A 19,261-nucleotide genomic window follows, 5' to 3' on the forward strand; every position below is an offset into this window, starting at 1 on the left:
CTTGTCACTGGCTTTTGATACCCTCCCAGCTTAGAATTCAGCGTTCTCCACAATGTCTTTTTCTTTAAGAGGTAACTAGTAGATGCCACGAGGGAAGGAGAGCGGCGGCAAGTCGCCGAAGCGTCTGATAAAGCGGTATGAGCACACCGACAAGAAGCGCGTCAGCAACGCGCCGGTGGGGTTAGTCACGCCGGAGACCGATCCTGTTGCGCCTACCAACGGAACTTACGACTTGCATTGCTCCCGTGCCATCCGTAAGACCCCATTGAGTATGCCCGATGCGGTGTGCCAGCAGATTGTCCCCGACCGCCTCAAATTACCGGCAGAAATAGCAAGTCGTCACCCATGAATCTGATCAAATCCAAAAGGCGTGTTGCAGACCACGGAGAAGTGTTTACGCCTCCGTGGCTGGTCGAGAAGATGCTCGACCTGGTGAAGGGCGAGACCGAGCGCATCGACTCTCGTTTCCTGGAGCCTGCGTGCGGAAGTGGAAACTTCCTCATCCCCGTCTTGCAGCGCAAACTAGCCGCCGTGGAGGCGAAGTACAGCAAGTCTGACTTCGAGAGGCGGCATTACGCTCTGTTGGCGCTGATGTGCACATACGGGGTTGAGCTGTTGGCGGACAATATCGCGGAGTGCCGCGCCAACATGCTTGAGGTCTTTGCCGACTATTTGAACCTGGCTGAAACGGATGAGCTCTATCTGGCCGCTTCCTATGTTCTGTCCCAGAATCTGGTGCATGGTGACGCGCTGACGATGCTCACCGATGAGGAGCGCCCCATTACCTTCTCCGAGTGGGGATACCTCGGCAAGGGTAGGTTCCAACGGCGAGACTTCCGCCTTGAAGCTCTTGCGCAAATGTCTTCTTTCAGCCGGGAAGGATCGCTTTTCGCCCATCTCGGCAAGCATGAGATCTTTACCCCGATCAAGGAGTATCCGCCAATCAGTGCGCGGGAGCTTGCGAGCTTGCCTTTTGACGTTGGCTTGGGGGAAGCCATATGAGCGGACAGGTGAGCTTTTCGCTCCGTGGGCGCAACCCGGATATCTTGACCTGCATAGCGAACCTCTCCAATGACGAGGTATTTACTCCGCCGGAGTTCGCCAATCGGATGCTTGACACTCTGGCTGAGGCTTGGGCGGCAAACAATGGCGGAGCGGACCTCTGGGCCGATAGCTCTGTCAGGTTCCTCGACCCCTGCACCAAGTCAGGAGTGTTCTTGCGCGAAATCACCAGCCGCCTCACCAAAGGGTTGGCAGCGCAGATCCCTGATTTGGAGGAGCGAGTCGACCATATCCTCACCAAGCAGGTTTTTGGCATTGGCACCACTCGGCTAACGAGCTTGCTTGCGCGCCGTAGCCTGTATTGCTCAAAGCAAGCAAATAGCCCGCATTCGATTGCCAGAGGCTTCACCAGCGAAGGAGGCCACATCTGGTTCGAGCGCACGGAGCACAACTGGCGGGACGGCAGATGCAAATCTTGCGGTGCAAGCCAGAAAACGCTCGACCGCGGTGAAGGTCTTGAAACCCACGCCTATGCGTTCATCCATACGGATGACGTACAAGCTCAGATCGACGAGATGTTTGGAGGTAATATGCAGTTCGACGTCATCATAGGTAATCCGCCGTACCAGTTGGACGATGGAGGTTACGGTACGAGCGCTGCGCCAATCTACCAATTATTCGTGGAAAAGGCGCTAGAGCTGGATCCACGGTACGCAGTGTTCGTAACGCCTTCGCGATGGATGGCTGGGGGCAAGGGCCTCGATAAGTACCGCGAACGAATGCTTTCTGACACGCGCATCTGGACCATTGTGGATTACCCAAAGCTCTACGAGGGTTTCCCGGGAGTCAAGATTCGGGGCGGCATATCTTATTTCCTGTGGGATCGCGAGCACAAAGGGCCTTGCCTTGTCCAGACGATCTGGGACGGGCAGCCGACCGGCCCCGCCGTTGCCCGTTATCTGGACGTGTACGACGTTCTCGTCCGGCGCAATGAGGCAGTGCCGATTCTAGAGAAGGTCAAGGCCAAGGGCGAATCAACTCTTGTTGGTCGAGTATCCAGTCAGAAACCGTTTGGTCTTCGTACGTTCTTCCACGGCAAGCCGACTTCCAGCGGTCTCAAGAAGCCCGTAAAGCTCTTCGGGTCCCAGAAGGTTAGCTGGGTCGAGCGCTCGAAGATCCCAACAAATGTTGACTGGATCGACAAGTGGAAGGTTCTGATGACTCGTGTCCAAGGCACCAGTGCGGCGATCGAGACCAAGTTCCTCAGCAAGCCGATCGTTGCTGAGCCGGGCACGGCTTGCACCGAGAGCTATCTCGTTGCCGGCCTTTTCGACACCGAAGTCGAGGCAAACTACTACGCGAGCTACCTGCGTACGCGCTTTGCTCGCTTTCTAGTGTCCCTCCGCAAGTCCACCCAGGATGCGCCTAAGCATGTCTACGCCTTCATCCCGGACCTTCCACTAAACAAAGAATGGACAGACGCCGAACTTTACAAGCGGTACGGGCTGAACAAGGACGAGATTGCCTTCATCGAGTCGCAGGTTGCCGAGCACGACGCCGACCTGTTCGATGAGGCCGCTGCGGACGAAATCGAAGATGAGTAAGCCTATTGCCGAAATCCTCGCGGCCAAGCCGGAGGCCCGGCCGCGCATCTATGCCTATTCGATTGACGATGCGGCTCACAAGGGTCTTCTCAAAATTGGGCAGACGACGCGCAATGTCAAGCAGCGGGTCTCCGAACAACTCAAGACCGCCGCTATCAAGAACTACAAGATCGAACTAGAAGAGTCCGCCGAGCGCGATGACGGAACCATTTTCAGCGACCACGAGGTGCGCACGGCGCTCGTCAGGAAGAAGTTCGCGAACCCCGACCTGGAATGGATGCGCTGCACCCTCCCGGACGTAAAGACCGTGCTCATCGAACTGCGCACGGGGCAGAACTTCACTGGCACCCGTCACCAAACGTTTTCCATGCGCCGCGAACAGGCCGAAGCGGTGAAGCTAACGCACGCCTACTTCCTCTCGCGCTGGGCAGAAGACATGCACGCGGTCCCACGTTTCTTGTGGAACGCAAAGATGCGGTTCGGAAAAACCTTTACCACCTACCAACTCGCTCGGAAGCTTGGTGCCAAGAGGGTGCTCGTGGTGACTTTCAAGCCCGCGGTGGAAGATGCGTGGCAGACGGACCTCGAAAATCATGTGGACTTCAATGGCTGGCAGTACCTGTCGAAATCCTCCGGGGGAGACCCGACGCAAATCGATCACAAGAAACCTGTTGTCTATTTCGGCTCCTTCCAGGACTTGCTAGGCCGCGACTCGGCGGGGAACATCAAGCCTAAGAACGAATGGCTACACACGGTGAATTGGGACCTCGTAGTATTCGACGAATACCACTTCGGCGCTTGGAGGGAGACGGCGAAAGAACTGTTTGACGGCGAGGAAGAAGCGGTCGCGCAGAAGGAAGCGAAGATCGAATACGCAGCCGCGCTGGAAAATGTAAACGAAGGCCTCGAAGTCCTCTCGGAAAAGGAGACCGAGTTCCTCCCGATTACGACCAGAGCTTACCTCTATCTGTCCGGCACACCTTTCAGGGCGCTTGCCACCGGCGAGTTCATCGAGGAACAAATTTTCAACTGGACTTACACAGACGAACAGCGCGCGAAGGAAGAGTTTGCGGCAAAAAAACCAGGCAAGTGGAATCCATATGGCGCACTGCCGCAAATGCGACTGCTTACTTACCGCATGCCAGAGGAACTGCTGGCGGTAGCGAGCGCGGGAGAGTTCAACGAATTCGACCTTAACGAATTTTTTGCGGCTACGGGCTTAGAAGAAGACGCGCAGCTCAAGCACAAAAGCGACGTACAAAAGTGGCTCGACATTATTCGGGGCCAGTACATACCGAAGGAGGTCGAGGGCTTAAAGACGGGCTCGCGCCCACCTTTCCCTTACTCAGATGTGCGGCTCCTGCCGTATCTGCAGCACTCGTTCTGGTTCTTGCCCAGTGTTGCTGCTTGCTACGCGATGAAGGGCCTGCTGGCCGAGAAACACAATATCTTCTGGCACGAGTACCACGTTGTGGTGGCCGCCGGTGCATCAGCAGGGATCGGGCTCGATGCTCTACCGCCGGTGCGTGACGCCATTGGGAGCGGCTTCGACACCAAGACAATCACACTGTCATGCGGCAAGCTAACCACTGGCGTAACCATTCCACAATGGTCTGCGATCCTGATGCTGCGCAATCTGAAGAGTCCTGAGACCTATTTTCAAGCCGCTTTCCGCGTGCAGTCTCCATGGTCGATCAGGAACCCGAATGGCGATGACCCGGACGAGGAAGACATTCTCAAACCTGTCTGCTTTGTGTTCGATTTTGCCCTCACCCGCGCTCTCCGGCAGGTCTCCGACTACGGCATCGGACTGTCACCCAACGAATCGAATCCGGAGAACGCCGTTAGAGACCTCGTCTCGTACCTGCCAGTGCTAGCCTACGACGGCGCGAACATGATTCAGATAGATGCTGGCGGAATTCTGCAAACTGCGATGACGGGCACCTCGGCTACGCTGCTGGCGCGCAAATGGGAGAGCGCTCTGCTGGTGAACGTAGACAACGACACCCTACGCCGAGTCCTCGATAACCCCGAGGCAATGGCCGCCGTAGAACGCATCGAGGGCTGGCGTGCGCTGGGCGACAACATCATCGAGACCATCATTAACAAGAGCGAGAAGGTCAAAGAACTCAAGAACAAAGCCAAAAACAAGGAGCTGACGGAGAAAGAAAAGAAGCAGCTCACCGATGAGGAAAAGGAATACAAGTCCAAGCGCAAGCTCGTGCAAGAAAAACTGATCAAGTTCGCTACGCGCATCCCTGCGTTCATGTACCTCACCGATTTTCGCGAGAACACATTGCAAGACGTGATCACTAAGTTGGAGCCGGAGTTGTTCCTGGCCGTCACCGGTCTGACGGTGAAGGACTTCCATCTGTTGGTGAACCTCAAGGTCTTCAACACCGAGCAGATGAACCAGGCGGTGTTCGCATTCCGCCGCTACGAGGATGCGTCGCTACGGTACACGGGGATCGAGAGCCACGAAGGACTCACACATTATGGGCTCTATGACACTGTAGTCGGAAGAGAGTAAGACGGCAGTGTGGTTCACCGGGACTTCAAATCTTGGGCGCTTCCCGATGGGAGACTTCGTTACTTCCAACTGGCATCCAAACCCATTCAAGCGCAATTGACCTTGCGCTGCCATGCACTTTGCACGGCGCTAGCCCAATCTTGCTTTGACCCAGCCAAGCTAGGAATGGGTCTCGGCTCTCGAAGGCGAATGAAAAAAGGGGGTGCAAGATTGGCCCGAAGTGGGGCCTCATACACAGCGCCTCCGTCCGCACCACCAACGGTGGCGGTGACAACGGCTGTTACCTGTGACGCACCGACCGGCTTACCGCTGAGAATGTTTCGCAAAGCGCCGAAAGAGAATCTGAGTGAGGACCCACCCGCCATGAGCGGCGACTCACTAAAGCATACAAGTGCATAATGCGCACTCTTCGGGGATGAAATGCTTAGCCGACTCGTGACCATTGAATGTGCCGGAAGCAGGAACTCGTGTCCATCGATGGTCTCAGCCTTTGTCCAAGCAACGACAGAGTCGGGCACGACATCCATCGGCTTGGCTGGGCTCTTGATTGGACTAAAAAGGACTTCTGGACTTCCGCAACGGCGCACGAGTTCACCGATTGCCGCCCCCACTGAATTACCGATGCCCCACAAAAACACGCCTTGGTTGGCTACGCGCTCTTCTTCCTTCCGCCGAAGAATATGCTCGATTCCTTGGCCCGCCTCACTACCAAATCGAGTCCAGCAAAAACAACCCGGGAGATTCATATAGTTAGGCATCTAATAGGATTATGCATTATTATTCAGTTTGTGCCAAGTGATTCAGAAGCGCTGAAAGCCTTCATGGAGGAGAAGCATCTGGGGCAAACAGAGCTGGCACGTGCGGCTGGCGTTAGCCAATCCACGGTGTCTCGCGCCCTGAGGGGTCTTCCATTGAAGCATGGCCGCGCTCGTTCAAAATTATTCACTTATGCACAATTAAAAGACCCGAACCAGGAAATGCCGCCCAAAAAAGGCCCCCAACGAGTGATGACCGCGTTTCATCGTATTTGGGATGGAACCGAAGACCATGCAAATGCAGTTGCAAAGATAATCGATGCGCTAGAAGATCTCAAACCTGTCGGAAAGAAACGGGGATGACTTGCATTGAGCACGCAGGAAAACGCGAACCAGCTCCGATCGCGATTGAAAAAGCTGGGCCTCAGCGATTTAGCAGTAAACGCTGCCTGGCCGCGATGGTGGAGTGACGAAGCCGATAGTTCCGCCTCGGCGCGTGTGGAACTGCGTTTTTCCCTAGCCAGAAAACTCGGGATGGACCCGCATTCGCTTCTAGACGATCAACAGCAACCCAGATTTGTTTGGCGGGACGAGGCGCGATTCAAACATCTATCGGGCGAAAGCGAGATTGAGCAATCAGCAATAACGTCATTTGGTAAAGCAATTGGTTCTGTTTTAATCACCGCATCCCCGGCTGCTGTGCCAATCACCGGCGCTAGTGCTGAAAAACTGCGTCAGGCGATCCTCAGTGACAAGCAGCCCTATGTGCGATTAGTCGATCTCCTCTCGCTTTGCTGGTCTACTGGCATCCCGGTCGTACACCTCAGGGTCTTTCCGTGGCCACAGAAGCGCATGGCTGCTATGACAGTTCAGGTGAAAGACCGCTTTGTGATTCTCTTGGGGAAGGACTCAATGTACCCTGCGCAGATTGCGTTTTACCTTGCGCACGAAATCGGGCATATATCCCTTTCTCATCTCACGTCGGACCGCGTAATAGTTGATCTAGAGCCGCCAACCCCTACGCTTGATGAAGATGACACAGAAGAGGCTGCAGCAGACCACTTCGCGCTCGAATTGCTCACCGGCGATGCGCGGCCAACTGTACTGCCTTCGGGCCCGCGGTACAGCGCCCGTGAACTCGCTCGTGTTGCGTTGGCCTCAGCAGAGGCGCTCAAAGTAGAACCAGGTACCCTGGCGCTTTGCTTCGGCTATTCCACAAACGATTGGGCAACTGCCAATGCATCTTTGCAGCGCATTTACTCATCCCCAAAAAGCGTTTGGAATGAAGTGAACAACCTCGCCTTAACGCAACTCGCCTTGGAACGAGTTCCCGATGACTCCGCTGACTACCTGAACGCCATCCTTGGGGTCAACCCCTCATGAATATCGTTGTAGACAATGACGTCCTATACAAAGGCGCTTGCTATGGAGTACTACAGGAAGTTGTCCAGGCCTATACCGGCACCCCCGCCACTGTCGGAGTACTTGGAGCAGCACGTTTCGTCGTCCCGAAGAAAATTCGCAAGCTCGCACTGAGCCGACCCCTGGAGCTCGTCGCACAAGAGCTTAGTGGTTTCCTTTCTGCGGCCGTCCAATTAGAACCAACGGATGCCGAGCAAAACTTCGCCGCCGATCTTGAATCTGCCGCACAGCAACTAGGCCTCAACCTCGACACTGGAGAGAGTCAACTCTGCGCCATCGCGATTCAGAGAGTCGTTGCTATCTTGTTGACCGGTGACAAACGCGCCATAGCCGCCATGGAACGATTGCTCGATACAGAGGTGCGGCTCCAAGCTCTTTGTGGAAGGGTCCGATGCCTAGAACAGGCTTTCCTTTGCGTTCTTGATCGAACAGGCCTGGAAGTGCTCCGTCCAGCCATTTGTGCAGAACCGTCCGTGGACAAGACTCTTACGATCTGCTTTGGCTGCCACAGCGCTACCACACAGCGCGAAACGGTACTTGAAGGGCTCAGTAGTTATATCCGTTCACTACGCGCAGACGCCACCCGCGTTCTCGCGAGCTGATTGTCAGTCCCGAACGAATACCGCATATGGCGTGACTATCTCGGCGACTAAACCTATGTGCACGGTTGGTTCATCGTGAGGCTGGGTGACCCCCTCCGCGCTGACTTCTAGGCAAGCTTTGTCCACTCGACCAGCCACGTATTGGCTGCCGAGCCGCCCCATACTGTTGCCAATCGCCACTTTGGTTTTACCTAACGCAAGATCAAAATCATCGCGCCGCAAATTCTTGATCGTCAGAGCATAGCGTGAGCCCCTGCAATTGATCGCAGCAGGAATTTTTTCCCACGTAAATCCATCACGAGAGAACTCTGAAGCTCGGATTGGTAGTGCAAAATGCTTGGACGTCATTGGCTGCATACACAGGTAAATAACGCCCGCTTTCTGCTCATAATTTCGTGCAAATGGCTGAACCATGCTGACCGGATGACACGTGTTGCCACCATATCCCCACAGGGCAAACCCGGCATCCTCTATCTCTTTCCTCTTACGCTCGATTATTTCTTCTAGCGTTTCTTGCGCATGGGTTCCGACCTTCATGTACAACAAGCCTTCGCCCGGTTTAATGATTGGTGCCATCGCCATCCTCCATCAATTCAAGGGAGTACTCATCCTCGTGCGCTTTTCCGTAATCCAGTCGTTCTTTCTCGCGGACGTACCGCACTCGCGGTGGATTGTCACGCCCGTAGAAGTGGGCCAACCGAGTGGGATCACCAATACTTTGGCTTTCTCCTGGGGATCGATTATCAGGCAGCGCTTTGAGTATCAGGTTGCAGGAGCGGAGATTTGGGGCATCGTCGAGGTGATAGTAGTGTAGCTGGGGCATCATCCTTTGTACGAAAAACCCCGATTGGATCGCGAAGCTCTGCACATTCGCCAGCACGCGCTTCGGCCACTCCAGCTCGGGATCGTCCGCAATCACAATCATTCCCTCTCCCTTGTAACCAGTGGCTTCAAGCCCCCGCTGGGCAAACACTTTGACGCTTTCGCCCTCATTGCTTGCCCCCCAAGGTGGGTTTGTGTAAAAACAATCGAAATCTGTTGGGCCAGGAAATGCATCCAGGCAGTTATACAATTCTGCGCGGATTTGTTCGAGGCGTTCGCTGTCTGCAAACCGCGTAATCGCCCCACATATCCTCTCATCGAAATCAAACACTGTGATCTGAGAAGGTCCGTAATTGATGATCTTTCGGCTGTGAAGATACGCAACACAAACACTGATCGCATCGCCATCTCCGATAAAAGCGAGTTTCTTGCCATCTGACCACCGCGCCACCAGTTCACTCTGAAGAACCATGTCTCCAGTCTTCATATAAATCTGGTCGAACACTCGTAGTGGCCTAGGCCTATTCTGGACGACATCAGAAATTGCGTTGACAGCGGCTCGCAGATCTATATCGGTATCCTCAGCCATAGCCGAATCATAGAGGAATTCTCGGCCCCCGCCAACACTTCTACTCACGTACTAACCAATACACCCCAGTCCGACAGTCCCCAATACCTGCATGGCCATTTCTGTAACCTGCTCCTGACTTCTTTCACTAACATCGATAATAAATATTGGGCACCCACACGCGATGGCATACGAAATCCCCACTGCCTCTTGCAGTATCTGTAATTCCCTCATCAAATCTTCCGTAATGTCCCGTCGCCCCTCCGGTTTGTCATGAATCCGCTTTAGCAGCGTGGCCGGTTCACACCTCAACACCAGCACAGCATCGAGTTTCAGCTGTCGCAGTTGATCCGCCGAGAATGGAATCGCTCGAAGACCATATTGCTCTGCAGTCAAAGCATGCGAATCCAGTATGACATCGGAGTGTTGCCGCAACTCACTTACTCTTCCGATTACCCAGTCATCGACGCTGCCCACGTCAGCCGGCGTAACGATTGCGGAAGACTTCTCGCGCAGCTCCGAATAGGGGATCGTGATCCCATGCCCTTTCTTGCGCTCCAGCAGAAGCATGCCGTAGTCGAATGCCTGCAATCCAGATAAGCGTTTTGCCAGTGCACCGCGCAAGGTACTCTTGCCGACACCAGGTGCGCCAGTCAATAGGACTACTCTCCCCATATCTGACCTACTATAAGTCAACAAGGTGGCATGTTGCGCGTCTTTCATCTCCACTTCGCTGCGCTTAGGTGGACGCCGTTCGGCCACGGCTCGGACGGTCGCGAGGTCTAAGCACGCTTTCGCGCCAAAACAACAACCAACACCATTTTGGCACTCACCGTGCCGACTCTCGCGCCCTGCCACCCCTCGCTCCGCTGCGTTCTTCCCCGTGTCCGCCGGTAACTGTTTTTGTCTCGCTGCCGCTCAAGTGAAAGACAAAAACAGCCTACCCGGCGGAACAGGGGATTAAAAATGTTATTGAAGGATACAAGCAAAACAAAAAACAATCAGGAACTCGTTAAGGCCAGCATCGATGCTCTGGTTAAGGCTTTGGAAGCCGGACACAGTGACGCACTCTCTGCCTACCTCACGGCCATGTCTCAATTTCCCAACTACAGTTTTCAGAACATTCTTTTGATTGCCAGCCAGCGCCCGACAGCAACGAGGGTTGCAGGTATTCGCTCATGGAACGAGTTGGGCCGAAGAGTGAAACGCGGGGAAAAGGGCATCATGATCTTTGCCCCCATGATTGGCTACAAGCGCAATGCCAGCGACGGCGACCAGAGCCAGCAGAGCGATGCCAGAACCGACAAGCCAGAGCCGCGTTTGGTCGGTTTTCGTGCCGTGTACGTGTTCGATGTTGGCCAGACCGAAGGCGCAGAACTGCCGGAACTTGGCAGCACATTCAAGGGCGAAGTAGGCGACAAGCTGGACAAATTGGCCGACTTTACGACTGGCCAGGGAATCAAGCTGGAATATTCCGACAAGATTGCACCCGCGAGGGGCATGTCTTACGGCGGTTTGATTCGCATTCTGCCGGACATGGAGCCGTCCGAAACGCTGGCCACGTTTGTGCATGAATTGGCGCACGAGATGTTGCACAGAGCCGAACGCCGCACTCTGACAACCAAGACCGTGCGGGAAACCGAGGCCGAAGCTGTGGCCTTTGTGGTCTGTCATGCTCTGGGACTTCAGACCGGAACAGGTTCGAGCGATTACATTCAGCTTTATCACGGTGACGCAAACCTACTGAGAGAGAGTCTTGAAGTAGTCCAGCGCACGTCCACCGTTATCCTTGGGGCGATCAGCCCCAGGGATGCGGTAAGCACCCCAGCAACGACGGAGGTGCTGTAATGAAAACCGTTGCCATGATCTTGGAACTTGCCGCCCCTCTTCAAGCTGGATTTCACATCCGAATCGAAAACGAACCGTGGATGACTCTGGTCATCGAAGACACGCAGGAACGTGGCCCGAACGGTCTGCCGGCAATCTCCGTGGCTCACTACGGAGAACAGAACGGCGATTTGATGCGCGATCCTGAAATGATCTTTGAGGCGGATGAATCAGGCAAAGGAATGAACCTCGTGCCCTACTACTGGCGGAATGATTATGCTGGCATCGAGCAGTATTCTGCTTTCGTGGAGGAAGGACGAACGTTGATGAATGCGAAACTGAAGCGAGAACACATCGCATTTGCTGGCATCTGGGACACCAACTTGAAAGCGCAGGGTTTTTTGGAGGCGTTCGTCAGACAGCAGAAAGGTGACACCTAAAGCTAGATTCACGCATGGTTCTCAACGTGCCCGGCTCAGGCCGGGCACTTTCTTTTGCCCCAAAAGTTTCCGAGGGGCGCTCTGGCCGCGCCCCTCGTGCTCCCCAGGCCTAGAAGTTCTCAAGTCACAATCATGCGCTGGTGCGCGTCAATTCTTCTACCCGCAAATATGCCGATTCCGCGATCTTCTTGTATTTCGCCCACGGTTCCGGTGCCAGGATCGAATAGAAATACCCATATGGTGCGCCGGTCGCCGGCAATATGCACTTGCTCATACGCAACGCCTCTATCCGATCACGAAACGCTAGCATGTCAGCTGCCGTTTCTTTAATGGCGTCCAGGTCGGGAGCTAGCAGTTCGTGAAAGTTGACCTCGGGATGCTCGTTTCGCATCGGCTCCAAGTATTCCGTCCAAAAGCACAACGTGATTTCTCTAAACCGCTCGTAGTAAACGTTGCACAACTCACGAAACTTTGCCCATTCATCTGTTGACACGAACCCGTCCCTCGCTTCCAGACCCTGAACAGCCCTTTCTATTTGTGAGCGAAGCAGCGCGTTGATGGCGAGGAAGATGTGAACGAAGTTTGGAACTCCGTCTATGTCCCGGTCGGTAATGTGTCGTCGGAGCTTGCGCATATGACGATCACAGAATTGCAGTACTGCTTCGTGCAGGTCTCGGCATAGTTGGAAGTTTCTCGCTCCAAAAGATCGCATACTGTCACGGATCGACCATTCTGCCCGATGCCGCAACATCGGACGCGGCGCAAGCGTTAACGGTATATCGCAAAAACTTAGGAACACCTTCAGAGCATCGTCATCACTGCCGTTTATCAAATCCGCGAGGACAGCATAGAACTGGGCTGCACTTTCTTGGGCCTCTTTTACGTAACGCTCTCTGCGCGTGCTGTTGCCGGTTGAGATGTCCCGTAAATTCGTGAGAAGCACCGCGTTGCTTTGCGTGACGGAGCCATGTCTTCCATAGCCCTCAACATGCACAATGCACGAGGACTGTTGCAGTCTCGGTTCCAGAGAATCCGTGATTAAAGCTGAGTACATATCTCCGCTCAGGTTGATGGCAATTCGCTCTTGGAGATTGCCCCGGAGAGTGATGACCGCCGAAAAGTTCTGGTATCGTGGCGAATCCGCAATTTCGAGTCCCAGCCGAATACGCTTGCCAGACAGCTCAGCTTCTCGAAGGACAATGTCCGTAGGTTCGCAGAAAGAGGACGGCTCGTCTTCCTCTGTAGATGCCTGCAACTCGGACGCGCTGCGAATACGTCTGGTTGAACCCTCTGGAATGAGCAGATGCAGAGCCGCAGATCGTTCCTCTGGGCCAGACAACCGCATGGCAATGATTGATTCAACATTGCTGTTTTCCGGTCGGCGATTCAACGCAGCCGAGGTGAGATTGGCGCTTCCATAGCACATGAGAGCGTAACCCTTTGTTTCAAACAGAATTGCCTTCGCATGTAGTGGCTGGTTATGGCCGTCGTCCTCGAACTCACGCAAGTAGACTTCGGCCCTTTCGCTCTTACACAGATCATGCGCTAGAAAGTCGGGCTGAAGTGTCGTAAACCGGTTTTGGGTGACAATTCTGATTTTCTTGGGGTCAAAGCGTTGTGCAAGTTCTTCTATAAGAGCATGGTCCGAATCGAAGAATCTGGAAATCGCAGTGATTGTGACTACTTGGTCGCCGATCCTCTCTGCGATCTGATCAAGCAAGGAGCGTTCTAGATTGTGCAGGAATTCGATGTCCTCACGGCCCTGGCTTGTTCCGCAAAGCCAAGGAGCGTCACGCTGGAGCGCTTGAAGGTTTGATCTGAAACCCTGCGTACCTGCTCGGTCGCAGAGCTGCGAAAGGAACCCGAATACAGATCTGAAAATCGGCAATGCGTCTTCCTTCTTGCCCTGCTCATAGTGGAAGACGCCTACAAGTTCGGCATTTGAAGTCAGCCCTGGACGCGTCGCATTAGCGCTGCCAATCAAAAGCGAGCCTTTTTCTTCATCAGCGAAAAGAAAGACCTTTGGATGGAACACTCTCTTTGCCGTGATCGGCTGAAGAAGATAGCGAATGTTTGCCAGATTGGGGCGATCCCGTAGGGTTCCTGAAAGCAACTCGTTATAGCAACCCCAATCGATCAATACCGTGATGTTGTTATTGCGATGGAGACAGCCAAATTTCTCCATGCAATAGTCCTCAAAAAAGCTTGGGTCGAACCGGTACGTGCAAATAACGGCACCTGCTGCTGTTCGAATCTGTTGGAGCGTTCTGTGTAGATCGATGCGAGGTTTTGCCGTCATTGCGTTGAAATTCTGTTGAGGAGTTTGCGCCCATCGCCCGTCAGTCGGTAAGCCCCCGAGGCGCTATCCGTGAGGCCGATATCAGACAGAATCCGAATTGCATTTCCTTGCCGGGATGAGCGTGATGGAGGGTCGTAGTCTTGGTCCTTTATGATCCTGCGGTCCTGCCTGTGCAGCCAGCAACTTTCAAGGTTGCGCTTTTCATACATGACACTGTCATGCTGATCAACTACGCAATCCGCAATCAGAGTTTCCAAAGCAACATGCCAGGAACAGTCTGGCGCTAACCACTGATCCAAGTATGTGAGAACTCGACCCGCGCACAGCTCGTTGCCAGCGTTCGCCATAACGTAAGCGAACGCATCGTTCTGGGCAGAGCGCCACTTTGAGTACAACGTGGCCAGGGTAAGGACTGCCCGCGCTGCGGCTCTTGTCGGATCAGTTGGGACATCTCTCACGGTCTGCACTTCACTGCGTGGATGCAGGAGCCCAATCTCTGACTGCTTGCGAGTGCAAAAAGACGCCGGTGGCTTGCCATCAATTCCAAGGGTTGAAAGGAGGACGCGTGGGCTGTCGCAGGATTTGCCTGCAATTTCCCGAACCTCAGAGACGAAGCTGTCCGCAGCGAGCCGAGTGCAGATTTGATCTAAAGGAAGTCCCGAAGGTTCTGACGATAGGATTTCGAGAACAGCATAAAGGAGCGACTCGATTGCGTTGGCAACAAATTGGTGAAGGCAGAATTGTTGCCAAAACGAATGGCACACGCCAAACATCTCCGGGGCTTTGTATGGGATTGCTTTTCGGTCCGCAGGCCACAGTTGTCGAAAATAGTGCGGTGTGTGGACAACCTGCCACTCAAGATCTTCACTCGTCGCGGGAGCACCGGCCCGTTCATATTCGCCGATGATGTGCAGAATTAAGCCTAGCGAGTGTCGGCGCAAGGTTGAACGCTCTGACTTGACCAATCCATCTAAAGAAAAGAACAGCTTTCTAAGAAGATCACGTTCTGTTGAAGCGAAGGGCTGCGAAAGGGAGTCCAAGCTGAAATAAGTGGCTGATTGTTGTATTTCCTTGAGGTCAACTTCGGCTTGGTTCCAGCGTGTCTTTCGTACGTATGGCGTGTTCTCGACCACTTTGTGGAATGCCAGAGCGAGGACTTCACCAGACTCTGGCGTTACCAGGTCAATCCCATTTTCATGCTTCGTCAGCGCAAGCTGAATTAATGATCCAGCGTAATACTGACCATAGCCGCCAAGGTCATTTGACGGCAATACTTTGAAATCACAGTCGGCCACAGCAGTTCGGTTCGCTGCTTCTAACTTCGGCCCGACCATCCGCACACCAACAGGAGACGCCTCTTTGTCGGCTTGCATGGTCGATAGGGCCATGAAGGCCTCCCTCCTGCGAAACGCTCGAATGTAGTCTGCGAATTTTCGTGGAGCACCTGCCTGTTGAACGTGCCAGAGAGACCAGCAGTAGAACGAGTAGTAGCGTGCGCGATCCGTGGTGGTAATGATTCCTTGCAGGAGGTGATCGGTTATGGCTTCGGTGACGCGAGACAGGCCCAAGGGGTCTCGGCCCCCTCCGTCTGTCCGAACCCGTTTTGTCCATCTCGGCAAAAAGGCAGTAACGTCTATCGTCGCCATTGGTACACCTCTGACATGGCAAAGCAATCGTAATCAGGTTGGAAGGAAATGTCACACGAATATGACCACAGCGGCCCGCCAGAGAGCAGCGTGGCGTAAGAAAAGCAAAAGAAGGGCTCATCTCACAATCGAGATATCGATTGCTGGATGCGAGTAGGTCGCAGTGAGAATGACATAATGTGCTCAGATAGTCCGACAAGAGATGTAGGTCTTCTTGATGCAAGGTGGCTCAGAACTCGGAGTCTACGAAACGTACGAGGACATCTTTGGGCGCAAGAGCACCATGGACGAACTCGTCGCTGAGGTTCGCTCATTTAAGCAGCAATCAGTCTTATGGGTATGTGCCGTCATCGTGACCGGCATGCAGCTCTGGAATAGGATCGATCTACAATCTCCGGAAGTGTACTCGCGATTGCTGTCCCTCTATTTCGACGCCAACATCCGCACTCGTCTCATAGCGGGTTATTGGAGTTCCAACCCGAGAAGGGTCTTATTCCATCGCAGACAGATCCTCCTAATTGCAAAATTGGCGATCTTACATTGCTCGGGCCAGGGTATCGATGCTCGACAGAATGCAGAATTGTTCGGGTCGATTCTGCTGAAGGCTAACGATCAGTTCCATTACGGTCTTTTGTCCGGGGTCGCCAGCCCGCGTCCTGCTTGCCGTGAGGACTACGCAAAGATCATCGCCGAAATGGTAGCCGTAGGAGAGCATGGCTCACCACACATCGCTCACCTGATTACCCGATGTCACTTGATGTTGACGCGCTTTGCCGGGGAGCTCAGCAGCGATCCCGATTTTATCGACGTAGCAGGAGAACATCACAAAGCCACCGGTCTGACGCTCGAAGAATTCGAGGCAATGATTTTCGGTGTTCATGCCCGATTCGGAGAGAACCTGGTCCAAAAGTTGGTTACGGAACCGGGAACATTACCTTTGAAAGAAGCGAATTTTGCAACAACCGCCGTTCCGTATGACAAAGTGCGGCGTTTCTTGGACTCCGTTTCCAGTAGTCCCGGCGAAATGGCGAAAGAGCTACGCGAGCGAGACAGTGGTCCTAATGATTTCACGGTCTTTCGGAAGTACCCGCTCGTACAACAGTGGTACAACCTTCATCTCACAGCCGCGTGGTTCGGCTTCCTGATGATGGACAATCTGTTCTTTCTGGAAAAGATACAAGCCGGCCCCTATTGGAATGCCAACGGTCTATATGGCTTGAAGCTCCGCAAGTTCTGGGGTGCAGTGTTTGAGAAGTACGTCAACGAACTTATGCGGCAGGCATGCGCAGGCACACAAAACACATTCGTTCCTGATCCGAGGCCCTCAAATGATCCAAATACGCAGCTGTGCGACGGCATCGTGGTGTCGAGCGATTCCATTGTGTTGATGGAATATAAATCAAGCATGTTCCGGGCAGACACAAAATACAGCGGAGATTATGAGGCTCTTGCTAGCGAAATTGAGAAGAAGTTTGTCCACGATATTGAAGCAGGTCAAAGGAAAGGCGTTTGGCAGCTTGCTGAAGCCGTAAAGAAAATCTTTAGAGAGCGCGCACCGGTACCAGGAATCGATCCCGGAAAAATTAAATATGTGTACCTCTACATTGTTACTCTCGATTCCATTGGAGGAACAATAGGGATATCCCCATTCCTGGACACTTTTCTGGACGAGCGCTTGGATAGGCGCGACTTCACGCCTCTTGAGATACGACCTCTGTTTTGCACAGACATCGAGACGCTGGAAACCGCTGTGGGATATTTTGGAACGTTGAGTTTGCCGCAAGTCCTGGAGCGTTGGTTCACTATTAATTCTTCGTTGACCGCCCCGCTCTTAGCGATAGACATTGGCAATAACAACTGGCGAGAAAACGATTGGCTGCTCGCCGGGTGGAAGATGATTTACAAAAAGATGGTGACCATCCTATTCCCTGACAAGGACCCGGATGTAGCCTTGGCTGAGGCAATAAATCGTGATTCAAGAAGGCGATCGTCATAGCCCGTTCCTGGCTGGAGTGGACGGGTGCAAATCCGGCTGGATAGTTGCCTCAGAGACTCGCAGCGGACAGGTTGCGGTCGATGTCGTCTCTTGTTTTTCGGAAGTCCTACGTCGAGACTATCGGTTGCTGGTCGTTGATGTCCCCATTGGCTTGCTCGAACACGGCACACGATTGGCTGACCAAAAGGCGCGCGGTTTACTCAAACAGCGAGCCTGCTGTGTTTTTACTGCGCCGCTTCGTCCGATGTTGGATTGTGCCGACTATCCTGATGCGCGGAAATTGAGACTGCAAATTGAAGGAAAGTCGCTTACGAGGCAAGCCTGGGCGATTATGCCCAAGATCAAGGAAGTTGACGCGATCTTGACCCCTCAAGCTCAGGCACGGATCAGAGAAGGCCATCCAGAGGTAAGCTTTGCTCACATGAATGGTGGTAAGGCACTCGCTAATTCGAAACATACGGCGAATGGCCGATCTGACAGGATCAGTTTGCTCACGGCCCACTTTCCCGAGATTGTGTCCCTCGTGCAGACCCATAGTCGTGTTGCCGAAGATGTGATTGATGCGTGCGCAATGCTTTGGAGTGCACATCGCATTTACAACAGGCAAGCATTGGCACTACCAGAGAAATCGCTTGCAGATGCACGCGGCTTGTTAATGCAAATATGGGTGTGAGTCGCCTCCGGCGGATTCAGAGCGGTTCAACATCGGGAATTGGGCTTCAGGCGACTATTGCGATGCGGCCAGACAGCTTACCAATGCAGCCTTCAGCGATTCGTTTTGTATTTCGTGAACCGACTGTCGCAGCCGCTCCACACGGTCTGAGTCTGAGATGTCGTATATGCGCTTCAGCTGGGCGGTTTTTTCTGTCTCTTGGACGCACAGGGTTTTCACAGCTTGAACCAAAAGTTTTCGTACCCACAGCTCAAACGTCCCCAAATGATCCTTCAGGATTTGGGAATGCTTCTTGCTGAGAGTTGATCCATGCACTATGGTCGACCGCACTTCATATAATTTACTCAGAATCGACTTTGCTTCTGCTGTCTCCTGTATGAGTGCCACCGCTCGTTCTCGAAGCCGGCGTCCAACGAAATCTTGCTCAGGGACGAGAGCGGCCTCCAGAGCAATCATGTAGTCAACAATTCTGTCCACGACTCCAAAGTCCACTTCCAGTTCTTTCGCCGAGCCGTAAAGGAAGAACCGTCTTGCCGTGTTAAACCACGCCGAACGCCATGCCTGAGCACCGCAAACGTCAGAAGAAAACGAGTCAAAAGCGCGACAGTCTTGTGCGTGCAGAACATAGTAACGACTGTAGGGAGCGTACATCTCCGTCATGGTTCGCTGTGGCCACTGTTGCGCTATCGTTCCGTCTTCGTCCTGGACAGTGTGACGCACAAATGAAATCTCACCCGGTCTGAACAGCCGCAGAATAAAGAGAGTGTCAAGAACGTCAAAGGGTATAGATCCAAAGTTGTCTGGAACATCGTCGTAATGACGTTCGTAAACCCAATCGCTTGCGAGTTGAATTGGGCTACCGGGTAAACTGCGCTGGGCATCTCTTACTAATCCCGGCGTGCTCACTTTCCACAGCCTGAACTCTTGGAAGGTCAGCTCCTCTTCGTCGCACTCGATATGCCTTACGAGAGCATATGCGGTACATCTTTTGCCCATAATTGCTCACCAACCTTTAAGAATTCTGGTGATCTAAACCGACCACAGACTGACCTGCTCCCCGCTTTCCGAACAAAGC

At 53.6% G+C, this 19,261-nt stretch carries 17 protein-coding genes; 11 read left to right on the forward strand and 6 right to left on the reverse strand.

The features are described 5' to 3' along the window. Positions 1 to 82: 82 nt before the first annotated feature. The 7 genes from LAO76_22990 (at position 83) to LAO76_23020 (ending at position 7,915) form a co-directional block, all read left to right on the forward strand. Positions 83 to 349, forward strand: a complete 267-nt coding sequence (locus LAO76_22990) for a hypothetical protein (GenBank protein MBZ5493796.1) — start codon at positions 83 to 85, stop codon at positions 347 to 349. After that, a complete protein-coding gene (locus LAO76_22995; GenBank protein MBZ5493797.1) occupies positions 346 to 1,002 on the forward strand; it encodes an SAM-dependent methyltransferase in 657 nt (218 codons plus the stop codon). Before LAO76_22990 ends, LAO76_22995 begins: the two co-directional genes overlap by 4 nt. Beyond that, positions 999 to 2,606: an Eco57I restriction-modification methylase domain-containing protein gene (locus LAO76_23000; GenBank protein ID MBZ5493798.1), complete on the forward strand. Its 1,608-nt coding sequence runs from the start codon at positions 999 to 1,001 to the stop codon at positions 2,604 to 2,606. The genes LAO76_22995 and LAO76_23000 overlap by 4 nt, the downstream gene beginning before the upstream one ends. Next, a complete protein-coding gene (locus LAO76_23005) occupies positions 2,599 to 5,136 on the forward strand; it encodes a restriction endonuclease (GenBank protein ID MBZ5493799.1) in 2,538 nt (845 codons plus the stop codon). Before LAO76_23000 ends, LAO76_23005 begins: the two co-directional genes overlap by 8 nt. Positions 5,137 to 5,777: 641 nt before the next feature. Next, positions 5,778 to 6,254 carry a helix-turn-helix domain-containing protein gene (locus tag LAO76_23010; protein ID MBZ5493800.1) on the forward strand — a complete coding sequence of 159 codons (477 nt, stop codon included), beginning with the start codon at positions 5,778 to 5,780 and terminating at the stop codon, positions 6,252 to 6,254. Between the two features lie 45 nt (positions 6,255 to 6,299). Continuing rightward, positions 6,300 to 7,274 (forward strand): ImmA/IrrE family metallo-endopeptidase, encoded by a 975-nt coding sequence (locus tag LAO76_23015; protein ID MBZ5493801.1) that lies wholly within the window; start codon positions 6,300 to 6,302, stop codon positions 7,272 to 7,274. Continuing rightward, positions 7,271 to 7,915, forward strand: a complete 645-nt coding sequence (locus LAO76_23020; GenBank protein MBZ5493802.1) for a hypothetical protein — start codon at positions 7,271 to 7,273, stop codon at positions 7,913 to 7,915. The genes LAO76_23015 and LAO76_23020 overlap by 4 nt, the downstream gene beginning before the upstream one ends. A 3-nt stretch (positions 7,916 to 7,918) precedes the next feature. Here LAO76_23020 and LAO76_23025 read toward each other — a convergent pair whose 3' ends face one another. From LAO76_23025 to LAO76_23035, 3 genes are read right to left on the reverse strand one after another with little or no spacing between them, the layout of a single operon-like run. Continuing rightward, entirely contained in the window at positions 7,919 to 8,491 is a 573-nt protein-coding gene (locus LAO76_23025) for a hypothetical protein (GenBank protein MBZ5493803.1), read from the reverse strand. Next, the gene (locus tag LAO76_23030; protein MBZ5493804.1) at positions 8,475 to 9,326 is read right to left on the reverse strand and encodes a bis-aminopropyl spermidine synthase family protein; all 852 of its coding nucleotides are present in this window, start codon (positions 9,324 to 9,326) and stop codon (positions 8,475 to 8,477) included. The genes LAO76_23025 and LAO76_23030 overlap by 17 nt, the downstream gene beginning before the upstream one ends. A gap of 51 nt (positions 9,327 to 9,377) precedes the next feature. Beyond that, a complete protein-coding gene (locus tag LAO76_23035; GenBank protein ID MBZ5493805.1) occupies positions 9,378 to 10,028 on the reverse strand; it encodes an AAA family ATPase in 651 nt (216 codons plus the stop codon). Between the two features lie 243 nt (positions 10,029 to 10,271). On the opposite strand from LAO76_23035, the gene LAO76_23040 reads away from it, so the two are divergent. Next, positions 10,272 to 11,153 (forward strand): ssDNA-binding domain-containing protein, encoded by an 882-nt coding sequence (locus LAO76_23040; protein ID MBZ5493806.1) that lies wholly within the window; start codon positions 10,272 to 10,274, stop codon positions 11,151 to 11,153. After that, positions 11,153 to 11,572, forward strand: coding sequence for a hypothetical protein (locus LAO76_23045; protein MBZ5493807.1), 420 nt, complete (start codon positions 11,153 to 11,155; stop codon positions 11,570 to 11,572). Before LAO76_23040 ends, LAO76_23045 begins: the two co-directional genes overlap by 1 nt. Before the next feature lie 130 nt (positions 11,573 to 11,702). Here the strand turns inward: LAO76_23045 and LAO76_23050 are convergent, their stop codons facing one another. Then, entirely contained in the window at positions 11,703 to 13,871 is a 2,169-nt protein-coding gene (locus tag LAO76_23050) for a hypothetical protein (GenBank protein ID MBZ5493808.1), read from the reverse strand. After that, complete coding sequence (locus LAO76_23055; GenBank protein ID MBZ5493809.1) at positions 13,868 to 15,259, reverse strand: hypothetical protein; 1,392 nt, start codon at positions 15,257 to 15,259, stop codon at positions 13,868 to 13,870. Before LAO76_23055 ends, LAO76_23050 begins: the two co-directional genes overlap by 4 nt. 541 nt (positions 15,260 to 15,800) lie before the next feature. Between LAO76_23055 and LAO76_23060 the strand changes: the two genes are divergently transcribed. Together LAO76_23060 and LAO76_23065 are read left to right on the forward strand one after the other, a co-directional pair. Then, positions 15,801 to 17,513 (forward strand): hypothetical protein, encoded by a 1,713-nt coding sequence (locus LAO76_23060; GenBank protein MBZ5493810.1) that lies wholly within the window; start codon positions 15,801 to 15,803, stop codon positions 17,511 to 17,513. Beyond that, on the forward strand, positions 17,488 to 18,186 hold the full coding sequence (locus tag LAO76_23065) for a DUF429 domain-containing protein (GenBank protein ID MBZ5493811.1): 699 nt from the start codon (positions 17,488 to 17,490) through the stop codon (positions 18,184 to 18,186). The genes LAO76_23060 and LAO76_23065 overlap by 26 nt, the downstream gene beginning before the upstream one ends. Before the next feature lie 54 nt (positions 18,187 to 18,240). On the opposite strand, the gene LAO76_23070 is transcribed toward LAO76_23065, so the two are convergent. Beyond that, the gene (locus LAO76_23070; protein MBZ5493812.1) at positions 18,241 to 19,092 is read right to left on the reverse strand and encodes a hypothetical protein; all 852 of its coding nucleotides are present in this window, start codon (positions 19,090 to 19,092) and stop codon (positions 18,241 to 18,243) included. Between the last annotated feature and the right edge of the window lie 169 nt (positions 19,093 to 19,261).

This window comes from Terriglobia bacterium, assembly GCA_020072645.1.
In the GTDB taxonomy this organism is placed as follows: domain Bacteria; phylum Acidobacteriota; class Terriglobia; order Terriglobales; family Acidobacteriaceae; genus Angelobacter.

Excerpts from the sequence above, each read along its gene's own strand:
- LAO76_22990 (MBZ5493796.1), top strand. The coding sequence starts at position 83 with ATGCCACGAGGGAAGGAGAGCGGCGGCAAGTCGCCGAAGCGTCTGATA.
- LAO76_22995 (MBZ5493797.1), top strand. The coding sequence starts at position 346 with ATGAATCTGATCAAATCCAAAAGGCGTGTTGCAGACCACGGAGAAGTG.
- LAO76_23000 (MBZ5493798.1), top strand. The coding sequence starts at position 999 with ATGAGCGGACAGGTGAGCTTTTCGCTCCGTGGGCGCAACCCGGATATC.
- LAO76_23005 (MBZ5493799.1), top strand. The coding sequence starts at position 2,599 with ATGAGTAAGCCTATTGCCGAAATCCTCGCGGCCAAGCCGGAGGCCCGG.
- LAO76_23020 (MBZ5493802.1), top strand. The coding sequence starts at position 7,271 with ATGAATATCGTTGTAGACAATGACGTCCTATACAAAGGCGCTTGCTAT.
- LAO76_23025 (MBZ5493803.1), bottom strand. The coding sequence starts at position 8,491 with ATGGCACCAATCATTAAACCGGGCGAAGGCTTGTTGTACATGAAGGTC.
- LAO76_23030 (MBZ5493804.1), bottom strand. The coding sequence starts at position 9,326 with ATGGCTGAGGATACCGATATAGATCTGCGAGCCGCTGTCAACGCAATT.
- LAO76_23035 (MBZ5493805.1), bottom strand. The coding sequence starts at position 10,028 with ATGAAAGACGCGCAACATGCCACCTTGTTGACTTATAGTAGGTCAGAT.
- LAO76_23040 (MBZ5493806.1), top strand. The coding sequence starts at position 10,272 with ATGTTATTGAAGGATACAAGCAAAACAAAAAACAATCAGGAACTCGTT.
- LAO76_23045 (MBZ5493807.1), top strand. The coding sequence starts at position 11,153 with ATGAAAACCGTTGCCATGATCTTGGAACTTGCCGCCCCTCTTCAAGCT.
- LAO76_23050 (MBZ5493808.1), bottom strand. The coding sequence starts at position 13,871 with ATGACGGCAAAACCTCGCATCGATCTACACAGAACGCTCCAACAGATT.
- LAO76_23055 (MBZ5493809.1), bottom strand. The coding sequence starts at position 15,259 with ATGGCCCTATCGACCATGCAAGCCGACAAAGAGGCGTCTCCTGTTGGT.
- LAO76_23060 (MBZ5493810.1), top strand. The coding sequence starts at position 15,801 with ATGGACGAACTCGTCGCTGAGGTTCGCTCATTTAAGCAGCAATCAGTC.